General features: G+C 66.0%; 17 protein-coding genes and 1 pseudogene. 16 read left to right on the plus strand and 2 right to left on the minus strand.

The genetic code is table 11. The annotated features are described in order from the left end of the window. Positions 1-94: 94 nt before the first annotated feature. From murD to ligA, 15 genes and pseudogenes are all read left to right on the plus strand, one after another. On the plus strand, positions 95-1,495 hold the full coding sequence (murD, locus tag AAFG07_RS13040; RefSeq protein WP_342727620.1) for a UDP-N-acetylmuramoyl-L-alanine--D-glutamate ligase: 1,401 nt from the start codon (positions 95-97) through the stop codon (positions 1,493-1,495). Positions 1,496-2,109: 614 nt separating this feature from the next. After that, positions 2,110-3,261 carry a putative lipid II flippase FtsW gene (ftsW, locus tag AAFG07_RS13045; RefSeq protein WP_342727621.1) on the plus strand — a complete coding sequence of 384 codons (1,152 nt, stop codon included), beginning with the start codon at positions 2,110-2,112 and terminating at the stop codon, positions 3,259-3,261. A gap of 104 nt (positions 3,262-3,365) precedes the next feature. Further along, positions 3,366-4,466 carry an undecaprenyldiphospho-muramoylpentapeptide beta-N-acetylglucosaminyltransferase gene (gene murG / locus AAFG07_RS13050; RefSeq protein WP_342727622.1) on the plus strand — a complete coding sequence of 367 codons (1,101 nt, stop codon included), beginning with the start codon at positions 3,366-3,368 and terminating at the stop codon, positions 4,464-4,466. A 37-nt stretch (positions 4,467-4,503) separates the two neighbouring features. Next, on the plus strand, positions 4,504-5,343 hold the full coding sequence (locus tag AAFG07_RS13055) for a class I SAM-dependent methyltransferase (protein ID WP_342727623.1): 840 nt from the start codon (positions 4,504-4,506) through the stop codon (positions 5,341-5,343). 187 nt (positions 5,344-5,530) lie between these two features. Continuing rightward, positions 5,531-6,934 (plus strand): UDP-N-acetylmuramate--L-alanine ligase, encoded by a 1,404-nt coding sequence (gene murC / locus AAFG07_RS13060; protein WP_342727624.1) that lies wholly within the window; start codon positions 5,531-5,533, stop codon positions 6,932-6,934. A gap of 271 nt (positions 6,935-7,205) precedes the next feature. After that, positions 7,206-8,126, plus strand: coding sequence for a UDP-N-acetylmuramate dehydrogenase (murB, locus tag AAFG07_RS13065; RefSeq protein ID WP_342727625.1), 921 nt, complete (start codon positions 7,206-7,208; stop codon positions 8,124-8,126). A gap of 110 nt (positions 8,127-8,236) precedes the next feature. Continuing rightward, entirely contained in the window at positions 8,237-9,223 is a 987-nt protein-coding gene (locus tag AAFG07_RS13070) for a D-alanine--D-alanine ligase (RefSeq protein WP_342727626.1), read from the plus strand. A 72-nt stretch (positions 9,224-9,295) separates the two neighbouring features. Further along, positions 9,296-9,618: pseudogene (locus AAFG07_RS13075) on the plus strand (D-alanine--D-alanine ligase); the annotation flags it as partial. Beyond that, positions 9,558-10,565 (plus strand): FtsQ-type POTRA domain-containing protein, encoded by a 1,008-nt coding sequence (locus AAFG07_RS13080; protein WP_342727627.1) that lies wholly within the window; start codon positions 9,558-9,560, stop codon positions 10,563-10,565. The pseudogene AAFG07_RS13075 and the gene AAFG07_RS13080, both read left to right, overlap by 61 nt. Then, a complete protein-coding gene (gene ftsA, locus AAFG07_RS13085) occupies positions 10,562-11,878 on the plus strand; it encodes a cell division protein FtsA (protein ID WP_342727628.1) in 1,317 nt (438 codons plus the stop codon). Before AAFG07_RS13080 ends, ftsA begins: the two co-directional genes overlap by 4 nt. Positions 11,879-11,967: 89 nt before the next feature. Further along, positions 11,968-13,752: a cell division protein FtsZ gene (gene ftsZ, locus AAFG07_RS13090; RefSeq protein ID WP_092115916.1), complete on the plus strand. Its 1,785-nt coding sequence runs from the start codon at positions 11,968-11,970 to the stop codon at positions 13,750-13,752. Between the two features lie 350 nt (positions 13,753-14,102). Further along, positions 14,103-15,065 carry a UDP-3-O-acyl-N-acetylglucosamine deacetylase gene (gene lpxC / locus AAFG07_RS13095; RefSeq protein WP_342727629.1) on the plus strand — a complete coding sequence of 321 codons (963 nt, stop codon included), beginning with the start codon at positions 14,103-14,105 and terminating at the stop codon, positions 15,063-15,065. A gap of 273 nt (positions 15,066-15,338) precedes the next feature. Further along, positions 15,339-16,232 (plus strand): outer membrane protein assembly factor BamD, encoded by an 894-nt coding sequence (locus AAFG07_RS13100; protein WP_342729143.1) that lies wholly within the window; start codon positions 15,339-15,341, stop codon positions 16,230-16,232. A 13-nt stretch (positions 16,233-16,245) separates the two neighbouring features. Further along, a complete protein-coding gene (gene recN / locus AAFG07_RS13105; protein WP_342727630.1) occupies positions 16,246-17,916 on the plus strand; it encodes a DNA repair protein RecN in 1,671 nt (556 codons plus the stop codon). An 8-nt stretch (positions 17,917-17,924) separates the two neighbouring features. Then, positions 17,925-20,078 carry an NAD-dependent DNA ligase LigA gene (ligA, locus tag AAFG07_RS13110; RefSeq protein ID WP_342727631.1) on the plus strand — a complete coding sequence of 718 codons (2,154 nt, stop codon included), beginning with the start codon at positions 17,925-17,927 and terminating at the stop codon, positions 20,076-20,078. A gap of 159 nt (positions 20,079-20,237) precedes the next feature. Here the strand turns inward: ligA and AAFG07_RS13115 are convergent, their stop codons facing one another. Both AAFG07_RS13115 and AAFG07_RS13120 read right to left on the minus strand, forming a co-directional pair. Further along, positions 20,238-21,539 carry a multidrug effflux MFS transporter gene (locus AAFG07_RS13115; RefSeq protein WP_342727632.1) on the minus strand — a complete coding sequence of 434 codons (1,302 nt, stop codon included), beginning with the start codon at positions 21,537-21,539 and terminating at the stop codon, positions 20,238-20,240. A gap of 276 nt (positions 21,540-21,815) precedes the next feature. Then, positions 21,816-23,645: an aminopeptidase P family protein gene (locus AAFG07_RS13120; RefSeq protein ID WP_342727633.1), complete on the minus strand. Its 1,830-nt coding sequence runs from the start codon at positions 23,643-23,645 to the stop codon at positions 21,816-21,818. 186 nt (positions 23,646-23,831) lie between these two features. Between AAFG07_RS13120 and AAFG07_RS13125 the strand changes: the two genes are divergently transcribed. Further along, the gene (locus tag AAFG07_RS13125) at positions 23,832-24,017 is read left to right on the plus strand and encodes a hypothetical protein (RefSeq protein WP_212310534.1); all 186 of its coding nucleotides are present in this window, start codon (positions 23,832-23,834) and stop codon (positions 24,015-24,017) included. Positions 24,018-24,023 lie beyond the last annotated feature (6 nt).

The raw sequence follows: 24,023 nt of genomic DNA on the forward strand, positions 1-24,023 counted from the left end.
TCCACCGTCATTCCGGGGCTCGCGTAGCGAGAACCCGGAATCTCGAGATTCCGGATAACCGCTGCGCGGTTTCCGGAATGACAGAGAGATAATCATGATCCCGGTCACCTCCTTCTCGGGCAAGACGGTCGCGGTGTTCGGGCTCGGTGGCTCCGGGCTCGCGAGCTGCCACGCGCTGAAGGCCGGCGGCGCGGAGGTGGTCGCGGCCGACGACAGTGCCGATAACGTCGCCAGGGCGGCGCAGGCCGGCTTCACCACTGCTGATCTGCGCACCGTGTCGTGGGCGAATTTCGCCGCGCTGATCCTGACCCCCGGCGCGCCGCTGACCCATCCGGCGCCGCACTGGAGCGTGCTGAAGGCGCGCGAGGCCGGCTGCGAGGTGATCGGCGACGTCGAACTGTTCTGCCGCGAGCGGCGCCGTCACGCGCCAAACGCGCCGTTCGTCGCCATCACCGGCACCAACGGCAAGTCGACCACGACCGCGCTGATCGCGCATCTGATGAAGGTCGCCGGCTACGACACCCAGATGGGCGGCAATATCGGCACCGCGATCCTGTCGCTGGAGCCGCCGCGGATGGGCCGCGTCCATGTGATCGAGATGTCGTCCTACCAAATCGACCTCGCGCCGTCGCTCGACCCCTCGGTCGGCATCCTGATCAACATCAGCGAGGACCACATCGATCGCCACGGCACGCTGGCGCATTACGCCGCGGTCAAGGAGCGGCTGGTCGCGGGCGTGCAGCAGGGCGGCACCGCGATCGTCGGCGTCGACGACGGCTGGTGCCGCGACATCGCCGACCGGCTCGATCGCGCCGGCAAGCGCGTGGTGCGCATCTCGGTGAAGAACCCGCTGCCCGACGGTCTGTATGTCGAGCACGAGACCATCGTGCATGCCTCGGGCGCGGCGCGCAGCGAGATCGCGCGGTTAGGGGGCATCGGTTCGCTGCGCGGCCTGCACAACGCGCAGAACGCGGCCTGCGCTTCGGCCTGCACGCTGGCGATGGGGATCGCGGCCGATGTGTTGCAGAACGGCCTGCGCAGCTTCCCGGGCCTCGCCCATCGCATGGAGCAGGTCGGACGTCGCGGCAACGTGTTGTTCGTCAACGACTCCAAGGGTACCAACGCGGATGCTGCCGCGCACGCGCTGTCGTCGTTCGCCGACATCTACTGGATCGCCGGCGGCAAGCCGAAGGCCGGCGGCATCACGGGCCTCACCGGCTATTTCCCGCGCATCCGCAAGGCCTATCTGATCGGCGAGGCGGCAGCGGAGTTTTCCGGTACGCTCGGCGAGCGCGTCCCGCACGAGATGTCCGGCACGCTCGACGTCGCGATCGCCAGCGCCGCGCGCGATGCCGAGGCGTCGGGACTTGCCGAGGCCGTCGTGCTGCTGTCGCCCGCCTGCGCCTCGTTCGACCAGTACCGCAATTTCGAAATCCGCGGCACCGCCTTCCGCGACATCGTCCAGGCACTGCCGGGCGTGAAGCCGGTGGTGTGACGACTGACGACTGATTGTAGAATCGTAGGATGGGTAGAGCGCAGCGAAACCCATCAAACCACGCCACGCATTCGCCGTCGTCCCGGCGAAGGCCGGGACCCATAACCACGAAATGATATTGCTGAGCGTCGCTGGAACGACGAGTCCCTGTAATAAGCTCCGCCGCGGAGTATGGGTCCCTGCTTTCGCAGGGACGACAGTTGGAGGGGCTGCGGACTCATATCTCTTTCCGGTGCGTGCTGCACGCGCATCCAGTATGCCGCGGCTTATCGATTCAAGCATCGGCGTCTCTGGAATACTGGATCGCGTCGAGCCGGGCGATGACACCGAGATGAGGTGCGCATTAGCGGTGCGTCGTATCGCGCGAGAACCGTCCTCATCGTCGTCCCTGCGAAAGCAGGGACCCATAACCACAAATGCCAATTGTTGCGCGATGCTGGAATGACGAGTCCCCTCAACAAGGTCCGCCGCGGAGTATGGGTCCCTGCTTTCGCAGGGACGACAGCTGTGCTTGGGGCGCCAACCGCCTCGCTCAAAAGTTACCCAACCCGTTAACCCCTTGGAAACCATCCTGCGCCACGAATGGACGTTATCTCTGCCATCTGGGGACGCCCATGCTCGCCCGTGACCAACGCACCCCGTTCTCGGACTGGTGGTGGACCGTCGACAAGCTGCTGCTTGTCGCGATCGCCGCGTTGATGCTGGCCGGCGTCATCCTGTCGCTGGCGGCGAGCCCGCCGGTGGCGACCCGGATCGGGCTCGATCCGTTCCACTTCTTCAACCGCCACGTCATGTTCCTGGTGCCGTCGCTGATCGTGCTGATCGGGGTGTCGTTCATGACGCCGCGACAGATCCGGCGCACCGCGCTGATCGTGTTCGCGGTGTCGATCGTGCTGATCGTGCTGACGCTGCTGATCGGGCCCGAGGTCAAGGGCTCACGGCGCTGGATCACGCTGCTCGGCGTCAACATCCAGGCCTCCGAAGCCGCAAAGCCCGCCTTCGTGATCGTCGCGGCCTGGTTGTTTGCGGAATCGACCAAGCGGCCGGAGATGCCGGCGACCTCGATGGCGCTGGTGCTCCTGATGACGCTGGTCACGCTGCTGGTGATGGAGCCCGACTTCGGTCAGACCATGCTGATCCTCACGGTGTGGGGCGCGCTGTTCTTCATCGCGGGCATGCGGATGATCTGGGTGTTCGGGCTCGCCGGCGCCGCGGGCGCGGGCCTGTTCGGCGCGTATTTGCTGGTGCCGCACGTTGCGGGCCGCATCAAGCGCTTCATGAATCCCGCCTCCGGCGACACCTTCCAGGTCGACACCGCGATGGAAGCGTTCTGGAACGGCGGCTGGTTCGGGCTCGGGCCGGGCGAGGGCATCGCCAAACGCAGCCTGCCGGACAGCCACACCGACTTCGTGTTCGCGGTGGCGGCGGAGGAGTTCGGCATCATCCTCTGTCTGATGCTGGTCGCGCTGTTCGGCTTCATCGTGATCCGTACGCTGACCCGGGCCTATGCGACCGAGGAGATGTTCTCGCGCTTTGCGGCATCGGGGCTCGCGATCCTGTTCGGCGTGCAGGCGACGATCAACATGGCGGTCAACCTGCAATTGATCCCGGCCAAGGGCATGACGCTGCCGTTCATCTCTTATGGCGGCTCTTCGTTCGTCTCGCTGGCCTATGGCGTCGGCATGATGCTGGCGCTGACGCGGCAGCGGCCGCGCACCGAGATCGAATCGATGGAAGGCGCCAGCGCCCGGCGCGCCTACGCATGAGGCTTACCATCGTCATTGCGGGGAGCGCCATGGATTGCTTCCGCCTTCGCGAAGGCTTCGGCGGACAAGTCGCTTCGCTCGCAATGACGGTATAAATTGTTGCCATGGCTGAGTCCCCCCTGATTCTGCTGGCGGCCGGTGGCACCGGCGGCCATCTGTTCCCGGCCGAAGCGCTCGCCGTGGAACTGATCAGGCGTGGCCTGCGGGTGCGGCTGGCGACCGACGGCCGCGCGCTGCGCTACTCCGGCCTGTTCGGCAGGGAGAGCATCGAGCTCGTGCCGAGCGCGACCGTGCGCAGCCGCAACCCGATCTCGCTGGCGCGGACCGTGCTGATGCTCGGCTACGGCACGCTGGTCGCCGCCAATGTGGTGCGCCGGCTGAAGCCGTCAGCCGTCGTCGGCTTCGGCGGCTACCCGACCTTGCCGCCGCTGATCGCGGCGCGGATGCTCGGCGTTCCCGGCATCATTCACGACGCCAATGCGGTGCTTGGCCGCGCCAACCGTTTCCTCTCCGGCCGCGTCAACGCGATCGCGACCTCGCTGCCCGGCGTGCTCGATCGCGATCCCGCGCTCGCCGGCAAGGCCACCACCGTCGGCACGCCGATGCGGCCGGCGATCCTCGCGGCCGCCGCGGTGAAATACACGCCGCCCGAAGTAAACGGGTCGCTGCGCCTGCTGGTCGTCGGCGGCAGCCAGGGCGCGCGGGTGATGAGCGACATCGTGCCACCGGCGATCGAAAAGCTTCCGCCCGTGCTCTGGAGCCGCCTGATCATCACCCAGCAGGTGCGCGAAGAGGACATGGCGCGGGTGCGCGCGGTTTACGACCGGCTCAAGATCGATGCCGAGCTCGCGCCGTTCTTCGCCGATTTGCCGGCACGGCTTGCCTCGAGCCAATTGGTGATCTCGCGCTCCGGCGCCGGCACCGTCGCCGAGCTCGCCGCGATCGGGCGGCCCTCGATCCTGGTGCCGCTGCCGGGCGCGATCGATCAGGACCAGTTCGCCAATGCCGGCGTGCTGTCGCAGGCGAACGGCGCGCTGCGCATCACACAGGGCGACTTCACACCGGAACGGCTCGCGGCCGAAATTTCGGCCTTCGCCGCGGAGCCCGAGAGACTGACCGCGATGGCTGATGCCGCGCGCAGCGTCGGGCGGCTCGATGCCGCGGAGCGGCTGGCCGATCTGGTGGCCGAGGTGGCCGGAATTTGATGCGCCAATCCGGCAGGAGGCCGGGGGAGACTTGATCATGACGGGTCTTTTGATTCACTCCGTCTCGGAATTCTCGGACTTGATCCTCGAAGCGCTGCGCCTTTCGGATGCGCAAAACATCGTCGAGATCGGTGCGGAGTATGGCGGCATGTCGGGGCTGCTCGCCGATCACTGCCGGGCCCGCGGCGGCCGGTTCACCAGCGTCGATCCGGCGCCGAAGCGCGAATTCCTCGATTGGGTGAGCGCCAATCCGGATGTGCGCCACCTGGCGCAGACCAGCCTCGATGCGTTCGGCGAACTGGATGCACCCGATGCCTGGATCGTCGACGGGGACCACAACTGGTACACGGTCTATCACGAGCTCAGGCAGATCGAGGCGATCAGCCGCCGTGACGGCAAGCCCGTGCTGGTCTTCCTCCACGATGTCGGCTGGCCCTGCGGGCGGCGCGACATGTATTACGCGCCCGGCCAGATTCCCGCCGCGTATCGCCATCCGCACAGTTACGATGCCGGCGCCACGCTGGATCGCCCGGTGCTGGTCGAGGGCCGTGGATTTCGCGGCGCGGGCTTCGCTGCATTCGCGAACGTCGCCGGCGGTGCGCGCAATGGCGTGATGACCGCAATCGATGACTTCCTGGCGGAGGAGCTGGCGCAGGGCAGGGAGTTCGGCTTCGCCGAGATCCCCGCCGTGTTCGGCTTAGGGGTGTTGTTCGACATGAACGCCGCCTGGAGTGCACAGCTTGCCGAGCTCGTGCTGCCCTATCACCAGAACAAGCTGCTGCGCGCGCTCGAGACCAACCGGCTGCGCAATTATCTTCGCGTCATCGAGATGCAGGATGAGTTCGCCGCGCGCGCCGTGCGGCCGGGAGCGGCGTAGCCGCCGGGGCCGAGATGGAGATGTCCGTGACGTCAGATCACCAGCACCGGCCGGTAGCTGACAACAGCGACATTTCCGCGGCTGCGGGGTGGAAAAAGCCCTTGTCACGCATGGGAAAAGCGGGGCATCCAGTACTCAGCGCGACCGATGTGAGGCGCGCACGGACGATGATATCAGGAACCGGATCATGAGACTGCCGCGCGAGATCGGACCCATTCACTTCGTCGGGATCGGCGGCATCGGCATGAGCGGCATCGCCGAGGTGCTGATCAATCTCGGCTACACCGTGCAGGGCTCCGATGCGTCGGACAATTACAACCTCGACCGGCTGCGCAAGAAGGGCGCCAAGATCTCGGTCGGCCACACCGCCGAGAACGTCGATGGCGCCGACGTCGTCGTGGTCTCGACTGCGATCAAGCGCGACAATCCCGAGCTGATGGCGGCGCGCGCGCGGCGCATTCCCGTGGTGCGGCGCGCCGAGATGCTGGCGGAGCTGATGCGGCTGAAGAGCTGCGTCGCGATCGCCGGCACCCATGGCAAGACCACCACGACCACGATGGTGGCGACGTTGCTCGACGCCGGCGGGCTCGATCCGACCGTGATCAATGGCGGCATCATCAATGCCTATGGCTCCAATGCGCGGCTCGGCGCTGGCGACTGGATGGTGGTCGAGGCCGACGAGAGCGACGGCACGTTCCTGAAGCTGCCGTCCGATGTCGTCATCGTCACCAATATCGATCCCGAGCATCTCGATCACTTCAAGACCTTCGAGGCGATCCAGGACGCATTCCGCAATTTCGTCGAGAACGTTCCGTTCTATGGCTTTGCCGTGATGTGCACTGATCACCCCGTGGTGCAGACTCTTGTCGGCAAGATCGAGGACCGCCGCATCATCACCTACGGGCAGAATCCGCAGGCCGACGCGCAGCTGCTGGATCTGACGCCGATGGGCGGCGGCTCGAAATTCAAGGTCGCGATCCGCGACCGCAAGACCGGCGCGACGCACGAGATCGCTGACATCATGCTGCCGATGCCGGGGCGCCACAACGCGTCGAACGCGACGGCGGCGATTGCGGTCGCGCATCAGCTCGGCGTGTCCGACGACGTGATCCGCCAGGCCATGGCCGGCTTCGGCGGCGTCAAGCGGCGCTTCACCAAGACCGGCGAGACGAACGGCATCACCGTGATCGATGATTACGGCCATCATCCGGTCGAGATCGCGGCGGTGCTGAAGGCGGCGCGCGAATCCACCAACGGCAAGATCGTCGCCGTGGTGCAGCCGCATCGCTACACCCGCCTGCAATCGCTGTTCGAGGAATTCTGCACCTGCTTCAACGACGCCGACGCGGTCGTGGTCGCCGAGGTCTATCCGGCCGGCGAGACGCCGATCGCAGGCATCGACCGCGATCATTTCGCCGCCGGCCTGCGCGCCCACGGCCATCGCAACGTTGTCCCGCTGCCGAACGCCGGCGAGCTCGCCAAGATCGTTCACGGCATTGCCAAGTCCGGCGACCTCGTCGTCTGCCTCGGCGCCGGCAACATCACGCAATGGGCCTACGCACTGCCCGACGAATTGAAGGCGCTGGGGTGATGATGTTCGTTGCTCATCGCGAGCGCCGCCCGTGCGGCTCACCCCTCTCCCTAACCCTCCCCCGCAAGCGGGGAGGGAACCCTTCCGCCGGTGCATGCCTAACTCGTGCGACGAGTCAAAGCGCGGTTGTGACTCGACGTAACGTGAGCACGCTCATCCGGCTCCCTCCCCCCTTGCGGGGGAGGGCTGGGGCGAGGGGTAAGCCCCGGGCGCTGACGCCAGATGCGATGCGACGCGATCTCAATACAGCTCGTGAGCCGGTTGTCGCAGCATGACCTTCCCCGACATCACGCCCGATCTGAAAGCCGCGATGCCGGAGCTGCGCGGGCGGCTGCTGGCCAACCAGTCGCTGGCGGAGCTGACCTGGTTTCGCGTCGGCGGTCCAGCGCAGGTGCTGTTCACGCCGGCCGACGAAGACGATCTCGCCAACTTCCTGAAGCATCTGCCGCAGGAGCTGCCGGTCTATGTCGTCGGCGTCGGCTCCAATCTGATCGTGCGCGACGGCGGCATGCCCGGTGTCGTGATCCGGCTCGCGCCGCGTGCCTTTGGCGAGACAAGTGCGGCTGGCGATGTCGTCACCGCCGGCGCCGCGGCGCTCGACAAGCGCGTCGCCGAGACGGCGGCAGCGGCAAACATCGGCGGCATGGAATTCTTCTTCGGCATTCCCGGCACGGTCGGCGGCGCACTGCGCATGAATGCCGGCGCCAATGGCGGCGAGACCAAGGACGTGCTGGTGGCGGCGACCGGCATCGGCCGTGACGGCACCAAGCATACGTTCGGCAATGCCGAGATGAAGTTCGTCTATCGCAACTCCGGCGTCGATCCGTCCATCGTGTTCACCTCGGCGCGCTTTCGCGGCAGGATCACCGATGCGGATGCGATCCGCGCCCGCATGAACGAGGTGCAGGCCCATCGCGAGACCGCGCAGCCGATCCGCGAGAAGACCGGCGGCTCGACCTTCAAGAATCCGCCCGGCAACAGCGCCTGGAAATTGATCGATGCCGCAGGCTGCCGCGGCCTCAAGGTCGGCGGCGCGCAGGTGTCGGAGATGCACTGCAATTTCCTGATCAACACCGGCAACGCCACCGGGCATGACATCGAGACGCTCGGCGAGACGGTGCGCGAGCGGGTCAAGCAGACCAGCGGAATTGAGCTGCACTGGGAAATCAAGCGGATCGGGACCGCTTCGTAGTCGTCATTCCGGGGCGCGCGCAGCGCGAACCCGGAATCCAGAGGTAATGAAACGAGATTCCGGGTCTGGTCCTTCGGACCATCCCGGAATGACAGGATAGAGTAGAGCTGATGCACGTGACCATTCTGTTCGGCGGCACCAACAAGGAGCGGCTGGTCTCGGTGGCGAGCGCACAGGCGCTGCACCGCGCGCTGCCCGACGCGGAGCTCTGGTTCTGGGACGTCGACGACACCGTGCATGCGGTGACGTCCGAACAGCTGCTCGGCCACACGCGGCCCTTCGAGGTCGACTTCAAGCCCGGCGGTCCCGGCCTCGCGCTCGACCGGGCACTCGACAAAGCAGGCGCCGAGCAGCGCGTGCTGGTGCTCGGCCTGCACGGTGGCCGCGCCGAGAACGGCGAATTGCAGGCGATGTGCGAGATGCGCGGCGTCGCGTTCACCGGCTCCGGCTCGGCGTCGTCGCATTTGGCGTTCGACAAGCCATCGGCGAAGCGCTTCGCCGCGATCGCGGGCCTCAACGCGCCGCAGGGCATATCGGTCGCACAGCTCGATGAAGCGTTCGCCCAGCACGGCAGGCTGATCGCAAAGCCCGCCAAGGACGGATCGAGCTACGGGCTGATCTTCGTCAACGCACAGCAGGACCTCGTCGCGGTCCGCAATGCGGCGAAGCATGAAGACTATCTGATCGAGCCGTTCGTGTCGGGCGTCGAGGCGACCTGCGGCGTGCTCGAGCAGTCTGACGGCACGGTGTTCGCGCTGCCGCCGATCGAGATCGTGCCCGCGGAGGGGGGCTTCGACTACACAGCCAAATACCTTTTGAAGTCGACCCAGGAGATCTGCCCCGGCCGCTTCGCGCCGGAGGTCAGCGCCGCAATCATGGACCATGCGTTGCGGGCGCACCGCGCATTGTCCTGCACCGGCTATTCGCGCAGCGATTTCATCGTGTCGGCCAATGGCCCGGTCTACCTCGAGACCAACACGCTGCCCGGCCTCACCGCGGCATCACTTTACCCTAAGGCCTTGAAAGCACAGGGCATCGCCTTTGCCGACTTCTTGGCCGACCAGATCGAGCTCGGCCGCCGCCGCGCCAGGAGTTAAGGCCAACCGGGGCGGGAACCCGCCCGACTCGGCCGGATGGAACCCGGGCGCTGTTGCTAAAATGCTAACGGGTTCGCGGCAAAGTATTCAGAGCGTTGATCAAAATACACTCCAGGCTGAACTCCTTTACCATTTGTTTACCAGGAAGCCCGAAGGTTAACGCTGGCGGCGCATGTAGCGCTTGGCTGCCGGGGCGTGAGCTGTCGCGGATTACCGCTTCGAGGATCGCAACCAGGGAACAGGGGGCCTCTCTAATCCCACCGGTCTAGCCGAGACGTGATTTGTGCCGGGACCCCGCAGGGTTTGCGGGCGCAACATGTGACGAGCTCGTGCAATGGATGGTGCAGGACGCCTCACCCGATCGCTGCGATCGCTGGGGCCTCAAGCTGACCTGAAAGCAGCCGCTATTGGAGCGGCAGTGCTGCTGCGCGAGTATGTCGGTGCCCTTCTCGCGCGTCGCCGCCGGCGTCCCGCCAGGCCGCCGCAGATGATCGATCGCGAGCCGCCGAACCGCTACATCATGCTGGTCGAACGCTATCTGCCGCGCCGCATCGGCCTGGTCGCGACACTCGCGATCCTGTTCGGCAGCCTGGGGTTCGGCATCGTCAAAGGCGGCCATCTCGAGGAGTTCACCACCGCGCTCAGCGACACCCGCAACGCGCTGGCCAATTCCGCAGGCTTCCGCATCACCACCGTGGGCATCAACGGCCGCAAGCAGCTGAGCCAGGATGAGGTGCTTGCGATCGGCGGCGTCAATGGCCGCTCCTCGCTGCTGTTTCTCGACGCCGATACCGTGCGCGCCAAGCTGAAGGCCAATCCCTGGATCGCCGACGCCACGATCCTCAAGCTCTATCCGGGCCGGCTGCAGATCGACATCGTCGAGCGCACCGCCTTCGCGCTGTGGCAGCAGAACGGCCGCCTGTCGGTGATCGCCTCCGACGGCGCGGTGCTCGAGCCCTACGTGTCGCGCCGCTTCCTCAATCTGCCGCTGGTGGTTGGCAAGGGCGCGGATGTCAGGGCCCAGGACTTCCTGGCGCTGCTCGACCGTTATCCGCAGGTGCGCTCGGTGACCAAGGCCGCGATCTTCGTCGGCGAGCGGCGCTGGAACCTGCGCCTCAAGGACGGCCTCGACGTCCGCTTGCCGGAGAACGATGTCGGCAACGCGCTGGCCGCGCTCTCTAGGCTCGACAAGGACGAGAAACTGTTCTCGCGCGACATCGTCGCCATCGACATGCGCCTGCCCGATCGGCTGATCGTGCAATTGTCGGAGGAAGCCGGCAAGGCGCGCGACGAGCTATTCAAGGACAAGAAGTCCAAGAAGAAGGCCGGTGACTCCGCATGACCGGCCTCGATCGCAATTTGACCCCGAAGACCCGCCCGATGCAGAAGCGCACCGCGATGGTGGCTTCGCTCGACGTCGGCTCCAGCAAGATCGCCTGCATGATCGCGCGGCTCAGGCCGTCGCCGCCGAACGAGGCGCTGCGCGGCCGCACCCATGCGGTCGAATTGATCGGCTACAGCCAGATCCAGTCGCGCGGCGTCAAGGCCGGCTCCGTCGTCGATCTCGCCGAATGCGAGAAGGCGGTGCGCCATGCCGTGGCGCTAGCCGAGCGCATGGCCAAGGTCCGTGTCGAATCCGTCCTGCTGTCGGTCTCCGGCGGCCGGCTGCATGGCCAATTGGTTGAAGCCGCGGCCGATATCCACGGCGGCTCGGTGACCGCGGACGATATCAGCCGCGTCACCTCGGCGGGCATGCGCCACGCCGCCGGCGCCGGCCGCACCGTGTTGCATGCGCTGCCGGTCGGCTACGCGCTCGATGGCGTCAAGGGTATCCGCGATCCCAAAGGCATGGTGGCGCGCCAGTTCGGCGTCGACATGAACGTGGTGACGTCGGACGCGACGGTTGCAAAGAACTTGATGCTGGTGGTCGAGCGCTGCCATCTCAACGTCGAAGCCATGGCGTCGAGCCCCTATGTCGCGGGCCTGTCGGTCCTGACCGATGACGAGGCCGATCTCGGTGCTGCCGTCGTCGAGATGGGCGCGGGCTCGACGACGATCGCGACTTACTCCGGCGGCCGCCTCGTGCACGCGTCCGGATTTGCGCTCGGCGGGCAACACATCACGATGGATCTTGCGCGCGGCATCGGCGCGTGCATTGCGGATGCCGAGCGAATCAAGACTTTATACGGCACGGTGCTGACCGGCGGCTCGGACTCGCGCGAGCTGATGTCCGTTCCCACTGCAGGCGATGATCGGGAGACTCCGCAAATCGTGTCCCGCGCCACGATCGCCAACATTGTCCGGCATCGCGCCGAGGAGATTTTCGAAATGGTCCGTGACCGGCTCGCGGATTCTCCCTTTGCGGCAGAGCCGAGGGCGCGCGTCGTGCTGAGCGGCGGCGCCTCGCAGCTCACCGGCACCGTCGAGCTTGCCACCCGTATCCTGAACCGTCAGGTCCGCATCGGCCGCCCGCTCGGCTTCGGCCGGCTGCCGAACGAGGCGAAGGGCGCCTCGTTCTCGGTGCCGACGGGCCTCCTGGTCTATCCGCAATACGCACATCTTGAACATGTCGAACCGCGGCGTACGCGGCAGCTCAGGACAGGGACAGACGGTTACTTCGGAAAGGTCGGACGATGGCTTCGCGAGGGCTTCTGATGACCACACCCCGGCTCATTGCATTTTCACCAGCTCCTGCGGCCAGCGGCCGGGACGAACCAACGCGCGCATAATCGAGAGAGGCAACCATGGCACTCAATCTGACACCCCCTGACATCAGCGAGCTGAAACCGCGGATCACCGTCTTCGGCGTCGGCGGCGCGGGTGGTAATGCCGTCAACAACATGATCACCGCCGGGTTGCAGGGCGTCGACTTCGTCGTCGCCAACACCGACGCGCAGGCGCTGACCATGTCGAAGGCGCAGCGCATCATCCAGATGGGCACCCAGGTCACCCAAGGCCTCGGCGCCGGTTCGCAGCCCGATGTCGGTGCTGCGGCCGCGCAGGAGGTCATGGACGAGCTGCGCGATCACCTCACCGGCGCCAACATGGTGTTCGTCACCGCCGGCATGGGCGGCGGCACCGGCACCGGGGCTGCGCCCGTGATTGCCAAGGCTGCCCGCGAGATGGGAATCCTCACCGTCGGCGTGGTGACGAAGCCGTTCCACTTCGAGGGTCAGCGCCGGATGCGCACCGCCGAGCACGGCATCTCCGAGCTCCACAAGGTGGTCGACACGCTGCTGATCATCCCGAACCAGAACCTGTTCCGGGTCGCCAACGAGAAGACCACCTTCGCCGACGCGTTCGCGATGGCCGACCAGGTGCTGTACTCGGGCGTCGCCTGCATCACCGACCTGATGGTCAAGGAAGGCCTGATCAACCTCGACTTCGCCGACGTCCGCGCCGTGATGCGGGAAATGGGCAAGGCGATGATGGGCACCGGCGAGGCCACCGGCGAAAAGCGCGCGCTGACCGCCGCCGAAGCTGCGATCGCCAACCCGCTGATCGACGATAGCTCGATGAAGGGCGCCCGCGGCCTGTTGATCTCGATCACCGGTGGCAAGGACCTCACTCTGTTCGAGGTCGACGAAGCCGCAACCCGCATCCGCGAAGAAGTCGATGCCGACGCCAACATCATCGTCGGCGCCACCTTCGACGAATCGCTCGACGGCGTCATTCGCGTCTCGGTGGTCGCAACCGGCATCGAGCAGGCCGCGATCGCTTCCCGTGCGCAGGCTCCCGCGCAGCAGCCGGGCGGCTCGCCCGAGAGCCGGCTGGCCGATCTGACGGCTCGCCTGCGTGCCGACAATCAGCGCATGGCCGAGCGCGCCCAGAAGCTGGAACCGCCGACCGGCGTGACGGTTGCTCCGATTGCAGCTGCCGCCGCACCCCAGCAGCGTCCGGCCGTCGAGCGCGCTGCGCTCGCGGCAATCGCTGCCGCGGTTGCCCCGGACAGCGCACCGGCTCAGGCGCCGATGCAGCCGGGGTCCTACGGTGACGTCACCGTACGCCCAATCGCCCAGAAGCCGACGTTGTTCCCGGACCACGAGGCGGCCCGCGCCGAACAGCACGAGCCGATGCCGCCCGAGACCTTCATCCCGCAGGCGGCGGAACGGTCGCCGGTCCGTGCCCCGCGGATGCCGAAGTTCGAGGATCTGCCGATGCCGGCGCAGGCCGAGATCCGCCAGGCCAGCGGCGACGGCGAGGCGGAACACCCGCAGAAGACCCGGCTGTCGCTGCTGCAGCGGCTGGCCAATGTCGGCCTCGGCCGCCGCGACGAAGAGACCGAGCCGCCAATCGCGGCCCGTGCTTCGGGTCCGGCGATGCCGACGATGCCGCCGCTGCCCGACCGCAAGCCGGCCCGCAGCGTCGCCCAGCAGATTTCGGCGAACGAATCGCCGGTATCGGAATATGCGAAGCGCCCGGCACCGCAGGGATTGGATGCCCATGGCCGCCAAGCGCCTGTTGCCCCGGCGCCACAGGGTGACGACCATCTTGATATCCCGGCCTTCCTGCGCCGGCAGGCAAACTGAAGTTTGTTACAACCTTGGCGACGAAGAAGGCCTCGGCGGGGAACCGCCGGGGCCTTCTCCTTTTGGCGGGCAGGCGGTTGCATCTGGTAAACAAGCAACTGATTTTAAATGATTAATTATTATTTCGGTGGTCAGATGGCCACTCGCCGAGGGCCGTTTTCGCTGCCGCAATTTGGTTAACCTTGGGCGCGAATGCGGCGGAGATGGGGTAACAATCCGTAAAGAAGCGTGAGTTGGCGCGCTTTAGGGCTGTGACTATGGTCTGCCGGGACTTGGGGAGCTCATGCGAGTCGGCCTTGGGGAAGTTTGGCCACTTGCATTGAGCGAAGTCGGGTAGTGGGCATTATCGAATGAAGTTCAGCCGTCAGACAACGCTTCGGTCGCAAGCCACCGTGACTGGCGTAGGCGTTCATTCCGGTCTTCCTGTCAGTCTCACGCTGGGACCTGCACCTGTCGATGCAGGTTTTATTTTTGTCCGCACCGGTCTCGACGGTGCCGACCGCGAAGTTACCGCCACCGCCGACGCTGTGATCGCCACCGAATTCGCGACGGTGCTGGGTGACCGCGAAGGGCCGCTGGTTTCGACCGCGGAGCATGTTCTCGCCGCGCTGCGCGGCATGGGCGTCGACAACGCCACGATCGAAGTCGACGGTGCAGAAGTTCCGATCATGGACGGTAGCGCTGCGGCGTTTGTCGCAGCCATCGATCAGGCTGGCATTGTGACCCAGCCCGGCGTCCGCCGCTTCATCCAGGTACTGAAGCCGGTGCAGGTCAAGATCGGCGATGCGATGGGCGAGCTGCGTCCGTTCGCCGGCGGGTTCCGCGCCGAAGTTGAAATCAATTTCGCCAACAAGGTGATCGGTCACCAGACCTACTCGTTCGATCTGTCGCCGGAAGGCTTCCGCCGCGAAGTCGCGCGGGCCCGTACCTTCGGCTGCATGAATGACGTGGCGCGGCTGTGGGGCGCTGGCTTCGCGCTCGGCGCCTCCTTCGACAACACGGTGGTGTTCGACGAGGCCCGCCTGCTCAACGCCGAGGGCCTGCGCTACGCCAACGAGTGCGCCCGCCACAAGGTGCTCGACGTGATCGGCGATCTGGCGCTGGCCGCCCTGCCGCTGCTCGGCAGCTACCGTTCGGTCCGCGGCGGCCACAAGCTCAACAACGCGGTGCTGAAGGCGCTGCTCGCCGACCGCAGCGCCTGGCACGTGGTCGAATCGGAGACCGCCCGGCGGCCGCTCCGCGGCCATGTCGAAGCCGGTGCAAGCGCGGTGGGCGGCCTGGTCGCCCCGGCTTACGGTCCGGACGTGTCCTGATCGCCCAAGTCCTGATCGCCTGGCCGGTCAGCCCAATTTCCGTAATAACCACAGCAGGCTGTGAGCATCGCCGGGTCGCCTTATTCCCGGCGGATTGGCTCCCTATTCGGTTGGTCGACGGTCATTTTTCGGTTAAACAGGCCCGCGGTTGCCTTGATCCGGCGCCAACGGCACGAGAGATATTGCATCCGTGATCGCGGTTCATGGGTGGAGTGGGGTCGCCGTTAACCGCATCAAAGGCGTCAGGTTTTACAATCCATGTCGGCAATGCGTATGGCGCTCGAACAACGCAATTCTTCTGACGTCTCCGGCCTGACCAAGGCCGCGCGCGCGCTGCGTTTCGCGGCGGGCCTGATCGTGCTGGCGTTGCCGCTCTCAGGCTGCGGCACCGGCGCGCTGTGGGACAAGTTCATGGCCAAGGACGACACGTTCGTCGATGAGCCCGCGGACAAGCTCTACAATGAGGGCTTGTACATGATGAACGAGAAGAAGGACCTGAAGGCCGCTTCGAAGAAGTTCGAGGAAGTCGACCGTCAGCATCCCTATTCGGACTGGGCGCGCAAGTCGCTGCTGATGTCGGCCTATTCGTACTATCAGGCGGGCGACTACGACAGCTGCATCGGCTCCGCCACCCGCTACGTGACCCTGCATCCCGGCAGCCCGGACGCGTCCTACGCCCAGTACCTGATCGCGGCATCGCATTTCGACCAGATCCCGGACATCTCGCGCGACCAGAGCCGCACCGAGAAGGCGATCGCGGCGCTCGAAGAGGTGGTGCGCAAATATCCGACCTCCGAATACGCCACCCAGGCCAAGAACAAGATCCAGGCCGCGCGCGACCAGCTCGCCGGCAAGGAAATGGCGGTCGGGCGCTATTACATCGAGAAGCGCGACTTCACCGCCGCCATCAACCGCTTCAAGACCGTGGTCACCCAGTACCAGACCACCCGCCACGTCGAAGAGGCGCTCTACCGGCTCACCGAGGCCTATATGGCGATCGGCATCGCCGGCGAGGCGCAGACCGCGGCCGCGGTGCTCGGCCACAATTTTCCGGACAGCCGCTGGTACAAGGACGCGTATAATCTAGTAAAGTCCGGCGGTCTCGAGCCGAGCGAGAATCAGGGATCCTGGATCAGCAGGACCTTCAAGAAGATAGGTCTCGGCTAGGAATTGTCCTCGCATGCTGGCCCGTCTATCGATCCGTGACATCGTCCTGATCGAACGGCTTGATATCGAATTTTCCCGTGGCCTGGCGGTGCTGACCGGCGAAACCGGCGCCGGCAAATCCATCCTGCTTGATGCCTTTGCGCTGGCGCTCGGCGGCCGCGGCGATGCCGGCCTGGTGCGCCATGGCGCCGAACAGGGGCAGGTCACCGCCACGTTCGATGTCCCGAAGGGGCATCCGGCCGCCGGGATCCTTGCCGAGAACGGCCTCGACGACACCGGCGAGATGATCCTGCGTCGCGTGCAGCTCGCCGACGGCCGCACCCGCGCCTTCATCAACGACCAGGCGATCAGCGTGCAGACCCTGAGGGCGGTCGGCGCCGTCCTGGTCGAAATCCATGGCCAGCACGACGAGCGCGCTTTGGTCGACGCCTCCACCCACCGCCAGCTGCTCGACGCCTTCGCCGGCCACGAGAAGGACGTCGCCGCTCTGGAAGCGTTGTGGGAAATCAGGCGGACCGCCAACGCCGATCTCGACGAGCATCGCGCCGGCATGGAGCGCGCCGCGCGCGAGGCCGACTATCTGCGCCACGCCTCCCAGGAGCTGAAGACGCTGGCGCCGAAGGAGGGCGAGGAGACTGAGCTCGCCAACCGCCGCACCACCATGATGCAGGGTGAGAAGGTCGCGACCGATCTGCGCGAGGCGCAGGAGGCGATCGGCGGCTCGCATTCGCCGGTGTCGGCGCTGTCCGCGGCGGTGCGGCGGCTGGAGCGGCGTGCTGCCAATGCGCCCAGCCTGATCGAGCCGGCGGTCAAGGCGATCGATATCGCGATCAACGCGCTGGAAGAGGCCGACCAGCATCTCCACGCGGCACTGGCGGCGACCGATTTCGATCCGGGCGAGCTCGAGCGCATCGAGGAACGGCTATTCGCACTGCGCGCCGCCTCGCGCAAATATTCGACGCCGGTCGATCTGCTGGCCGCGCTGGCTGCGCAATACGCCGGCGACGTCGCGCTGATCGATGCCGGCGCCGATCAGCTGAAGAAGCTGGAAGCGGCCGCTAGTGAGGCCGACAAGCGCTATGCTGCTGCTGCGGCAAAGCTGTCGGCGGCGCGTACCAAGGCGGCCGAGAAGCTCAACAAGGCCGTCAATGCCGAGCTCGCGCCGCTCAAGCTCGAGCGCGCGAAATTCATGACCCAGGTCGAGGCCAATGCCGCCGCGCCGGGGCCGCAGGGCATCGACCGCGTCGAGTTCTGGGTGCAGACCAATCCGGGCACCAAGCCGGGGCCGATGATGAAGGTCGCCTCCGGCGGCGAGCTGTCGCGCTTCCTGCTGGCGCTGAAGGTCGTGCTGGCCGATCGTGGCTCGGCGCCGACTTTGGTGTTCGACGAAATCGATACCGGTGTCGGCGGCGCGGTGGCGGATGCGATCGGTTCGCGGCTGGCACGCCTCGCCGGCAAGGTGCAGGTAATGGCGGTGACGCATGCGCCGCAGGTCGCGGCCCGTGCCAGCCAGCATCTTCTGATCTCCAAGGATGCGCTCGACAAGGGCAAGCGCGTCGCCACCCGCGTCAACGCGCTCGCCGCCGATCACCGCCGCGAGGAGATCGCACGCATGCTGGCCGGCGCCGAGATTACCGCGGAGGCGAGGGCGGCGGCGGAACGGCTGCTCAGGGCGGCGAGCTAGTCGCGGCCATGGCCACCAAGACGAAGAAAGCGCTGGTCGACGTCGACAAGCTCACCAAGGCCCAGGCCAAGGTCGAGCACATGCGGCTTTCACTCGAGATCGAGGCGCACAACGAGCGCTACTACCAGAAGGACGCGCCAACCGTATCGGACGCGGCCTACGACGCGTTGCGGCAGCGCCTGGAAGCAATCGAGGCCAGGTTTCCCGATCTCGTCACCAAGGACTCGCCGACGCAGACGGTCGGCGCGGCGCCGGCCCGCGGCTTTGCCAAGGTGCAGCATGTCGTTCCGATGCTGTCGCTCGGCAACGCGTTCAGCGACGAGGATGTCACCGAATTCGTCGAACGTATCAGGCGCTTTCTCAAGCTGGATGCCGACCATATTCCGGCGCTGGTCGCTGAACCGAAGATCGACGGCCTGTCGCTCTCGCTGCGCTATGAAAATGGCGAATTGGTCCGGGCCGCGACGCGTGGCGACGGCTTCACCGGCGAGGATGTCACCGCCAACGTCCGGACCATCAAGGACATCCCGCACACCCTGAAGGGACGCAACGTTCCGGCAGCCTGCGAAATGCGCGGCGAAGTCTATATGCTCAAGAAGGACTTCCTCGAGCTGAACAAGAAGCAGGCCGCGGCCGACGACACGGTGTTTGCCAATCCGCGCAATTCGGCCGCGGGTTCGCTGCGTCAGAAGGACGTGTCGATCACCGCGTCACGACCGCTGAAATTCTTCGCCTACACATGGGGCGAGATGAGCGAGCCGCCCGCCGACACCCAGCACGGCATGCTTGAGTGGATGGACAGAGCAGGCTTCGTGGTCAATCCGTTGATCACGCTCTGCAAGAGCGTCGACGATGTCCTGAAATTCTACAACAAGATCGGCGAGGAGCGGGCCTCGCTCGGCTACGACATCGACGGCGTGGTCTACAAGGTCGACCGCCTCGACTGGCAGGAGCGGCTCGGCTTCGTGTCGCGCAGCCCGCGCTGGGCCATCGCACACAAATTCGCAGCCGAACAGGCGACGACAATTCTCAAGGGCATCGATATCCAGGTGGGGCGCACCGGAGCGATGACGCCGGTCGCGCGGCTCGAGCCGGTGACGGTCGGTGGCGTCGTGGTTTCGAACGCGACCCTGCACAACGAGGACTACATCAAGGGCATCGGCAACGACGGCAATCCGATCCGGGATGGCGTCGATCTGCGCATCGACGACACCGTCGTGGTGCAGCGCGCCGGCGACGTCATCCCCCAGGTCGTCAATGTCGTTCTGGACAAGCGGCCCAAGAGTGCAAAGCCGTACAAGTTTCCGGACACTTGCCCGGTGTGCGGCAGTCACGCGATCCGCGAGGAGGGCGAGGCGGTGCGCCGCTGCACCGGCGCGCTGATCTGTCCGGCGCAGGCGGTCGAGCGGCTGAAGCATTTCGTGTCGCGCCTTGCCTTCGATATCGATGGTCTCGGCGAGAAGCAGATCCAGGAGTTCTACGAGGACGGACTGGTGATGTCGCCGGTCGACATCTTCACGCTTCGCGAGCGGGACCAACGTTCGACCAGCAAATTGATGGAGCGCGAAGGCTACGGCGAAACTTCGGTGCGCAACCTGTTCGACGCGATCGACGCCCGCCGCAACATCGACCTGCACCGCTTGATCTTTGCGCTCGGCATTCGCCATGTCGGCGAAGGCAATGCCAAGCTGCTGGCGCGGCACTACCACACGATCGAGAATTTCCGTGAGGCGATGCTGGCCGCCGCCAAAGGCAGCACGGACGAGGAGAACACCACCGAGGCCTACCAGGACCTCAACGATATCGATGGCATCGGCGAGATCGTCGCGGATGCGGTGGTCGAGTTCTTTGCCGAGCCGCGCAACGTCAAGGCGCTCGGTGAATTGCTGCAGCAGATCGAGGTCAAGCCCGCCGAGCAGCCGCGCAAGAGCTCGCCGGTCTCGGACAAGACCGTGGTGTTCACCGGGTCGCTGACGAAGTTCACCCGCGACGAAGCCAAGGCGATGGCCGAGCGGCTCGGCGCCAAGGTCGCGGGGTCGGTTTCAAAAAAGACGGATTACGTCGTCGCCGGCGAAGAGGCCGGGTCAAAGCTGACCAAGGCGCGCGAGCTTGGTGTTGCGGTGCTGACCGAAGACGAGTGGCTGAAGCTGATCGAGGAGTAGGGCGCAGCGGCGCCGCCGCATTCTCCGCTGTCGTCCTCCGCGAAAGCGGGGGACCCAGTATTCCAGAGACAGTCATTGTTGAGCCGATAGGCCGCGGCGTACTGGATCCCCCGCTTTCGCGGGGGATGACGAGGCGAGAGCGCGGTACGAGCGCACGCCTCACATCATCCCTTGCTCATCCTCCTCGGCCTGCGCGATCAGCTCTTCGCTGACCACCACATTTCGGCGCGGCACGACGAAGATCATGGTGCAGGCGCAGGCGAGCGAGATCGCGAAGAGCGCCGATGTCAGCGGCAGCGTCGTGGTCGAGTGGCCGCCGAGATAGGCGCCGAACTGCGAGATCAGCGAGCCGATGCCCTGCTGCAGGAAGCCCATGGCGCCGGAGGCGGTACCGGCGGCCTCGGGGCGAATGCTGATGGCGCCGGCAGCGGAATTGGCCATCACGAAGGCATTGGCGACCATGACGATCATCTGGGTGCCGAAGAGCCAGAGCGGCGCTTGGTTCAGCCCGGCGAAACTCCAGATCAGGTTCAACAGGCTGCCGCCGACCTGCAGCGCGAGGCCGAACCAGATCAGCTTCTCCAGCGAGTGGCGCGGCGCGAAGCGGACGCAGAGCAGATTGCCGATGAAGTAGCCGAACCCCGTCATCGCGAACCACGCGCCATATTCGGCGCTGCTGCGGCCCATCTGGGTCACCACGATATAGGGACCGCCGCCGGCGAAGGCGAAGATGATCTGCGAGGCCAGCACCTGGCACAGCAGATAGCCGACGAAGGCGCGGCTTCGCATCAGCCTGCCGAGATCGCCGCGGAAACTGGAGCTGTCGGTGCGGTCGCGGCGGGTTTCGGGCAATGCCAGCGCGATGAAGATCGTGGTGATCAGCGACGCTGCGGTGATGAGATAGAGGATCGCGCGCCAGCCGAATGTGGTTTCCAGCAGACCGCCGGTGAGCGGGCTCACCATCTGCGCGATCATCAGCGCGGCGACGACGAGGCTGATCATAGCGCCGACCCGCTCGCGCGGATAGAGATCGCGGATGATGGCGCGGCTGATCACCATGCCGCTGGCGCCGCCGAGCGCCTGGAAGAAGCGCGCCGCGATCAGTTGCGGCAGGGTTTCGGCGAAGTCAGAGCCGATGCCGGCCACGACCATCAGGCCGAGGCCCGCGAGCAGCACGGGCCGACGGCCGAACTTGTCGGACAGCGGTCCCATGATCAGCTGCGAGAGCGCGATGCCGACCATGTAGAGCGACACGGTCATCTGCGCGATTCCGATGTCGCGGCCGAACGTGGTCGCCAGCACCGGCAGCGCTGGAACCAGCATGTAGAGCGAGATCGGCGCGACGCCCGTCATCACGACGAGCATCAGCAGCATGACCTTCGATGTCGCGATGTTGTCTTTAGTGTTGTCTCTGATTTTGTCTTGGGCCGCGCCGGGCGGCTTGCCCATCACGCCGTGCATTCAGGTCCGATCCAGCATTGTGGAAAGACTGTAGCGTGCCCGTTCGCGCGGAATACGGGTGTTTCGGCATACGCCCATGCATTTCGGGAGGCGAAGCGGTGATGTTTCGTCTCGCGCAACAAACACCGCTGTCGTCCTCCGCGAAAGCGGGGGACCCAGTATTCCAGAGGCGGTCATTGCTTAACGGATAGGCCGCGGCGTACTGGATCCCCCGCTTTCGCGGGGGATGACACCGAGTGCGGGGATGACGACCGAGGATGAACGGCCTGACGTCGGCTACTTCAGCGCCGCCGTCGCCTCGTCCAGCCACAGCTTGGTGGCGTTGTCGTCGAGATGCGGGCGAACCACACGCGCGACGCGGGCATGGTAGTCGTTGAGCCAGCTCAATTCGCCTTCGCTCAGCATGCTGACCTCGATCAGGCGGCGATCGATCGGCGCCAGCGTCAGCGTCTCGAATGCGTTGACCGGCTTCTCGGCGCCGGCAATGTCGGTGCCGATCACCAGCTCGAGGTTCTCGATCCTGATGCCGTAGGCGTCGGTCTTGTAGTAGCCGGGCTCGTTGGACAGGATCATGCCGCGCTTCAGCGGCGTGGTGCCGAGCTTGGAGATCCGCGCCGGTCCTTCATGGACGCTGAGATAGCTGCCGACGCCGTGGCCGGTGCCGTGCTCGAAATCGATCCCGGCCTGCCAGAGATGTTGCCGCGCGAAGCTGTCGAGCTGCGCGCCGGTGGTGCCGTCGGGGAAGATCGCGCGGGCGATCGCGATATGGCCGCGCAGCACGCGGGTGAAGCGGTCGCGCATCTCGTCGGTCGGCTTGCCGATCGCGATGGTGCGGGTGACGTCGGTGGTGCCGTCCTCATATTGCGCGCCGGAATCGATCAGCAGCAGATCGCCGGGCTCGATGCGGCGGTTGCTCTTGCGCGTCACGCGATAATGCACGATGGCGCCGTTCGGCCCGGTGCCGGCAATGGTCGGGAACGAGACGTCCTTCAGCGCGCCGGTCTGGCGGCGGAAGGTCTCCAGCGCCTCGACGGTGTCGATCTCGGTGAGGTGGCCGGAGGGCGCCTCGCGGTCGATCCAGGCGAGGAAGCGCACGAGCGCCACCGCGTCGCGCTGGTGCGCGGTGCGCGTGCCGTCGATCTCGGTGAGGTTCTTGACCGCCTTCAGCAGGCTGACCGGATCGCTGCCGCGCACCGGCTTGCCGCCGGCGCCGGCGATCAGGTGGCTCAACGCGTCGGCCGCGGTCGCGCTGTCGAGTGCGATCGAGGCGCCGCGCTTGGCGAGCTCGGTGAGCTTCTGCGTCAGCGCTGCCGGCTCCTCGACATCGGCGGACTGTTCGAGATGGTCGCGGGTCGCGTTGGACAGCTTGCGGTGATCGATGAACACCAGCGGCCGGCCTTCCTTCGGCACCAGCGCGTAGGACAGCGGCAGCGGCGTATGCGAGACGTCGGCGCCGCGGATGTTGAAGGTCCAGGCCACCGCGTGGCTGTCGGAGAGCACCAGCGCATCGACCCCGAGCTTGTGGATCTCGAGCCGGATGCGCTTCAGCTTCTCGGCCTCGATCTCGCCGGAAAACTGCGCGCCGTGGATCGCGACCGGGCCGAGCGGCGGCGCCGGCCGCTCGCTCCAGATCGTGTCGACCGGGTTGCCGTCGACGGCGACCAGTTCGGCGCCGGCCTTGGCGCAGGCCGCCGCCAGCCGTTCGGCTGCCGCAGAAGTGTGCAGCCAAGGGTCAAATCCTAGGCGGTCGCCGGCTGCCAGATGCCGGGTCAGCCAATGCTCCGGCGGCGGCTCGACCAGCGGCTCGACCTGCCAGGCCTTGCGATCGACCTGCTTGCCGGCCTGCAGCGTGTAGCGCCCGTCGACGAACAGGGCGGCTTCCTTGCTCACCACGATCGCGAGCCCGGCCGATCCGGTGAAGCCGGTCAGCCAGGCAAGCCGCTCCTCGGACGCGGCAACATACTCATTCTGCTGCTGATCGGCGCGCGGAACCACGAACCCGGTCAGCTTGCGCCGCGCCAGTTCCTCGCGCAGTGCGCTTAAGCGCGCGGTCAGCGCCACGCCGCCTTCGGGCTCTTCGAACGTCTGGAAATGGGCTTCGAACATTGCCTTTGCACTCTCTTCGGATGCAGCATGAGCTTCGCGCCGACGCGCTGAGGCATGACCACATTTTTGGCATAACTTATGCTTGAATCATGGCATAGTGGAAGTGACCGGACGATGTCCACCATCGACGGTCTGCGTACGGGGGGCGTCCAGGAGTGTCTCAACTCAACGGTGAGGAGATGCACGATGCCTGCATTCACGTTTGAGAAGATCTCGCCGCCGGTTCGCCGCGGGCCGATCGCGCCGGTCGAGCAGAAGCAACGTGGCGTCATCGTGCAAATGCTCGACCGTTTGGTCGAGGCGCGGGCCAGGCGCGCAGCCGGTCAGGACAAGGCCGACACGGCCGGCCGCGATTCCGCAGCACCCGAATAGCCAATC

This window comes from Bradyrhizobium sp. B097, from assembly GCF_038957035.1.
In the GTDB taxonomy this organism is placed as follows: Bacteria; Pseudomonadota; Alphaproteobacteria; order Rhizobiales; family Xanthobacteraceae; genus Bradyrhizobium.

Coding starts and splice junctions, on each gene's coding strand:
- murB (WP_342727625.1), top strand. CDS start 7,206: ATGACCTTCCCCGACATCACGCCCGATCTGAAAGCCGCGATGCCGGAG.
- AAFG07_RS13070 (WP_342727626.1), top strand. CDS start 8,237: ATGCACGTGACCATTCTGTTCGGCGGCACCAACAAGGAGCGGCTGGTC.
- recN (WP_342727630.1), top strand. CDS start 16,246: ATGCTGGCCCGTCTATCGATCCGTGACATCGTCCTGATCGAACGGCTT.
- murD (WP_342727620.1), top strand. CDS start 95: ATGATCCCGGTCACCTCCTTCTCGGGCAAGACGGTCGCGGTGTTCGGG.
- ftsA (WP_342727628.1), top strand. CDS start 10,562: ATGACCGGCCTCGATCGCAATTTGACCCCGAAGACCCGCCCGATGCAG.
- AAFG07_RS13055 (WP_342727623.1), top strand. CDS start 4,504: ATGACGGGTCTTTTGATTCACTCCGTCTCGGAATTCTCGGACTTGATC.
- AAFG07_RS13080 (WP_342727627.1), top strand. CDS start 9,558: ATGGATGGTGCAGGACGCCTCACCCGATCGCTGCGATCGCTGGGGCCT.
- AAFG07_RS13125 (WP_212310534.1), top strand. CDS start 23,832: ATGCCTGCATTCACGTTTGAGAAGATCTCGCCGCCGGTTCGCCGCGGG.
- AAFG07_RS13100 (WP_342729143.1), top strand. CDS start 15,339: ATGGCGCTCGAACAACGCAATTCTTCTGACGTCTCCGGCCTGACCAAG.
- lpxC (WP_342727629.1), top strand. CDS start 14,103: ATGAAGTTCAGCCGTCAGACAACGCTTCGGTCGCAAGCCACCGTGACT.
- ftsW (WP_342727621.1), top strand. CDS start 2,110: ATGCTCGCCCGTGACCAACGCACCCCGTTCTCGGACTGGTGGTGGACC.
- AAFG07_RS13120 (WP_342727633.1), bottom strand. CDS start 23,645: ATGTTCGAAGCCCATTTCCAGACGTTCGAAGAGCCCGAAGGCGGCGTG.
- murG (WP_342727622.1), top strand. CDS start 3,366: ATGGCTGAGTCCCCCCTGATTCTGCTGGCGGCCGGTGGCACCGGCGGC.
- AAFG07_RS13115 (WP_342727632.1), bottom strand. CDS start 21,539: ATGCACGGCGTGATGGGCAAGCCGCCCGGCGCGGCCCAAGACAAAATC.
- ligA (WP_342727631.1), top strand. CDS start 17,925: ATGGCCACCAAGACGAAGAAAGCGCTGGTCGACGTCGACAAGCTCACC.
- murC (WP_342727624.1), top strand. CDS start 5,531: ATGAGACTGCCGCGCGAGATCGGACCCATTCACTTCGTCGGGATCGGC.
- ftsZ (WP_092115916.1), top strand. CDS start 11,968: ATGGCACTCAATCTGACACCCCCTGACATCAGCGAGCTGAAACCGCGG.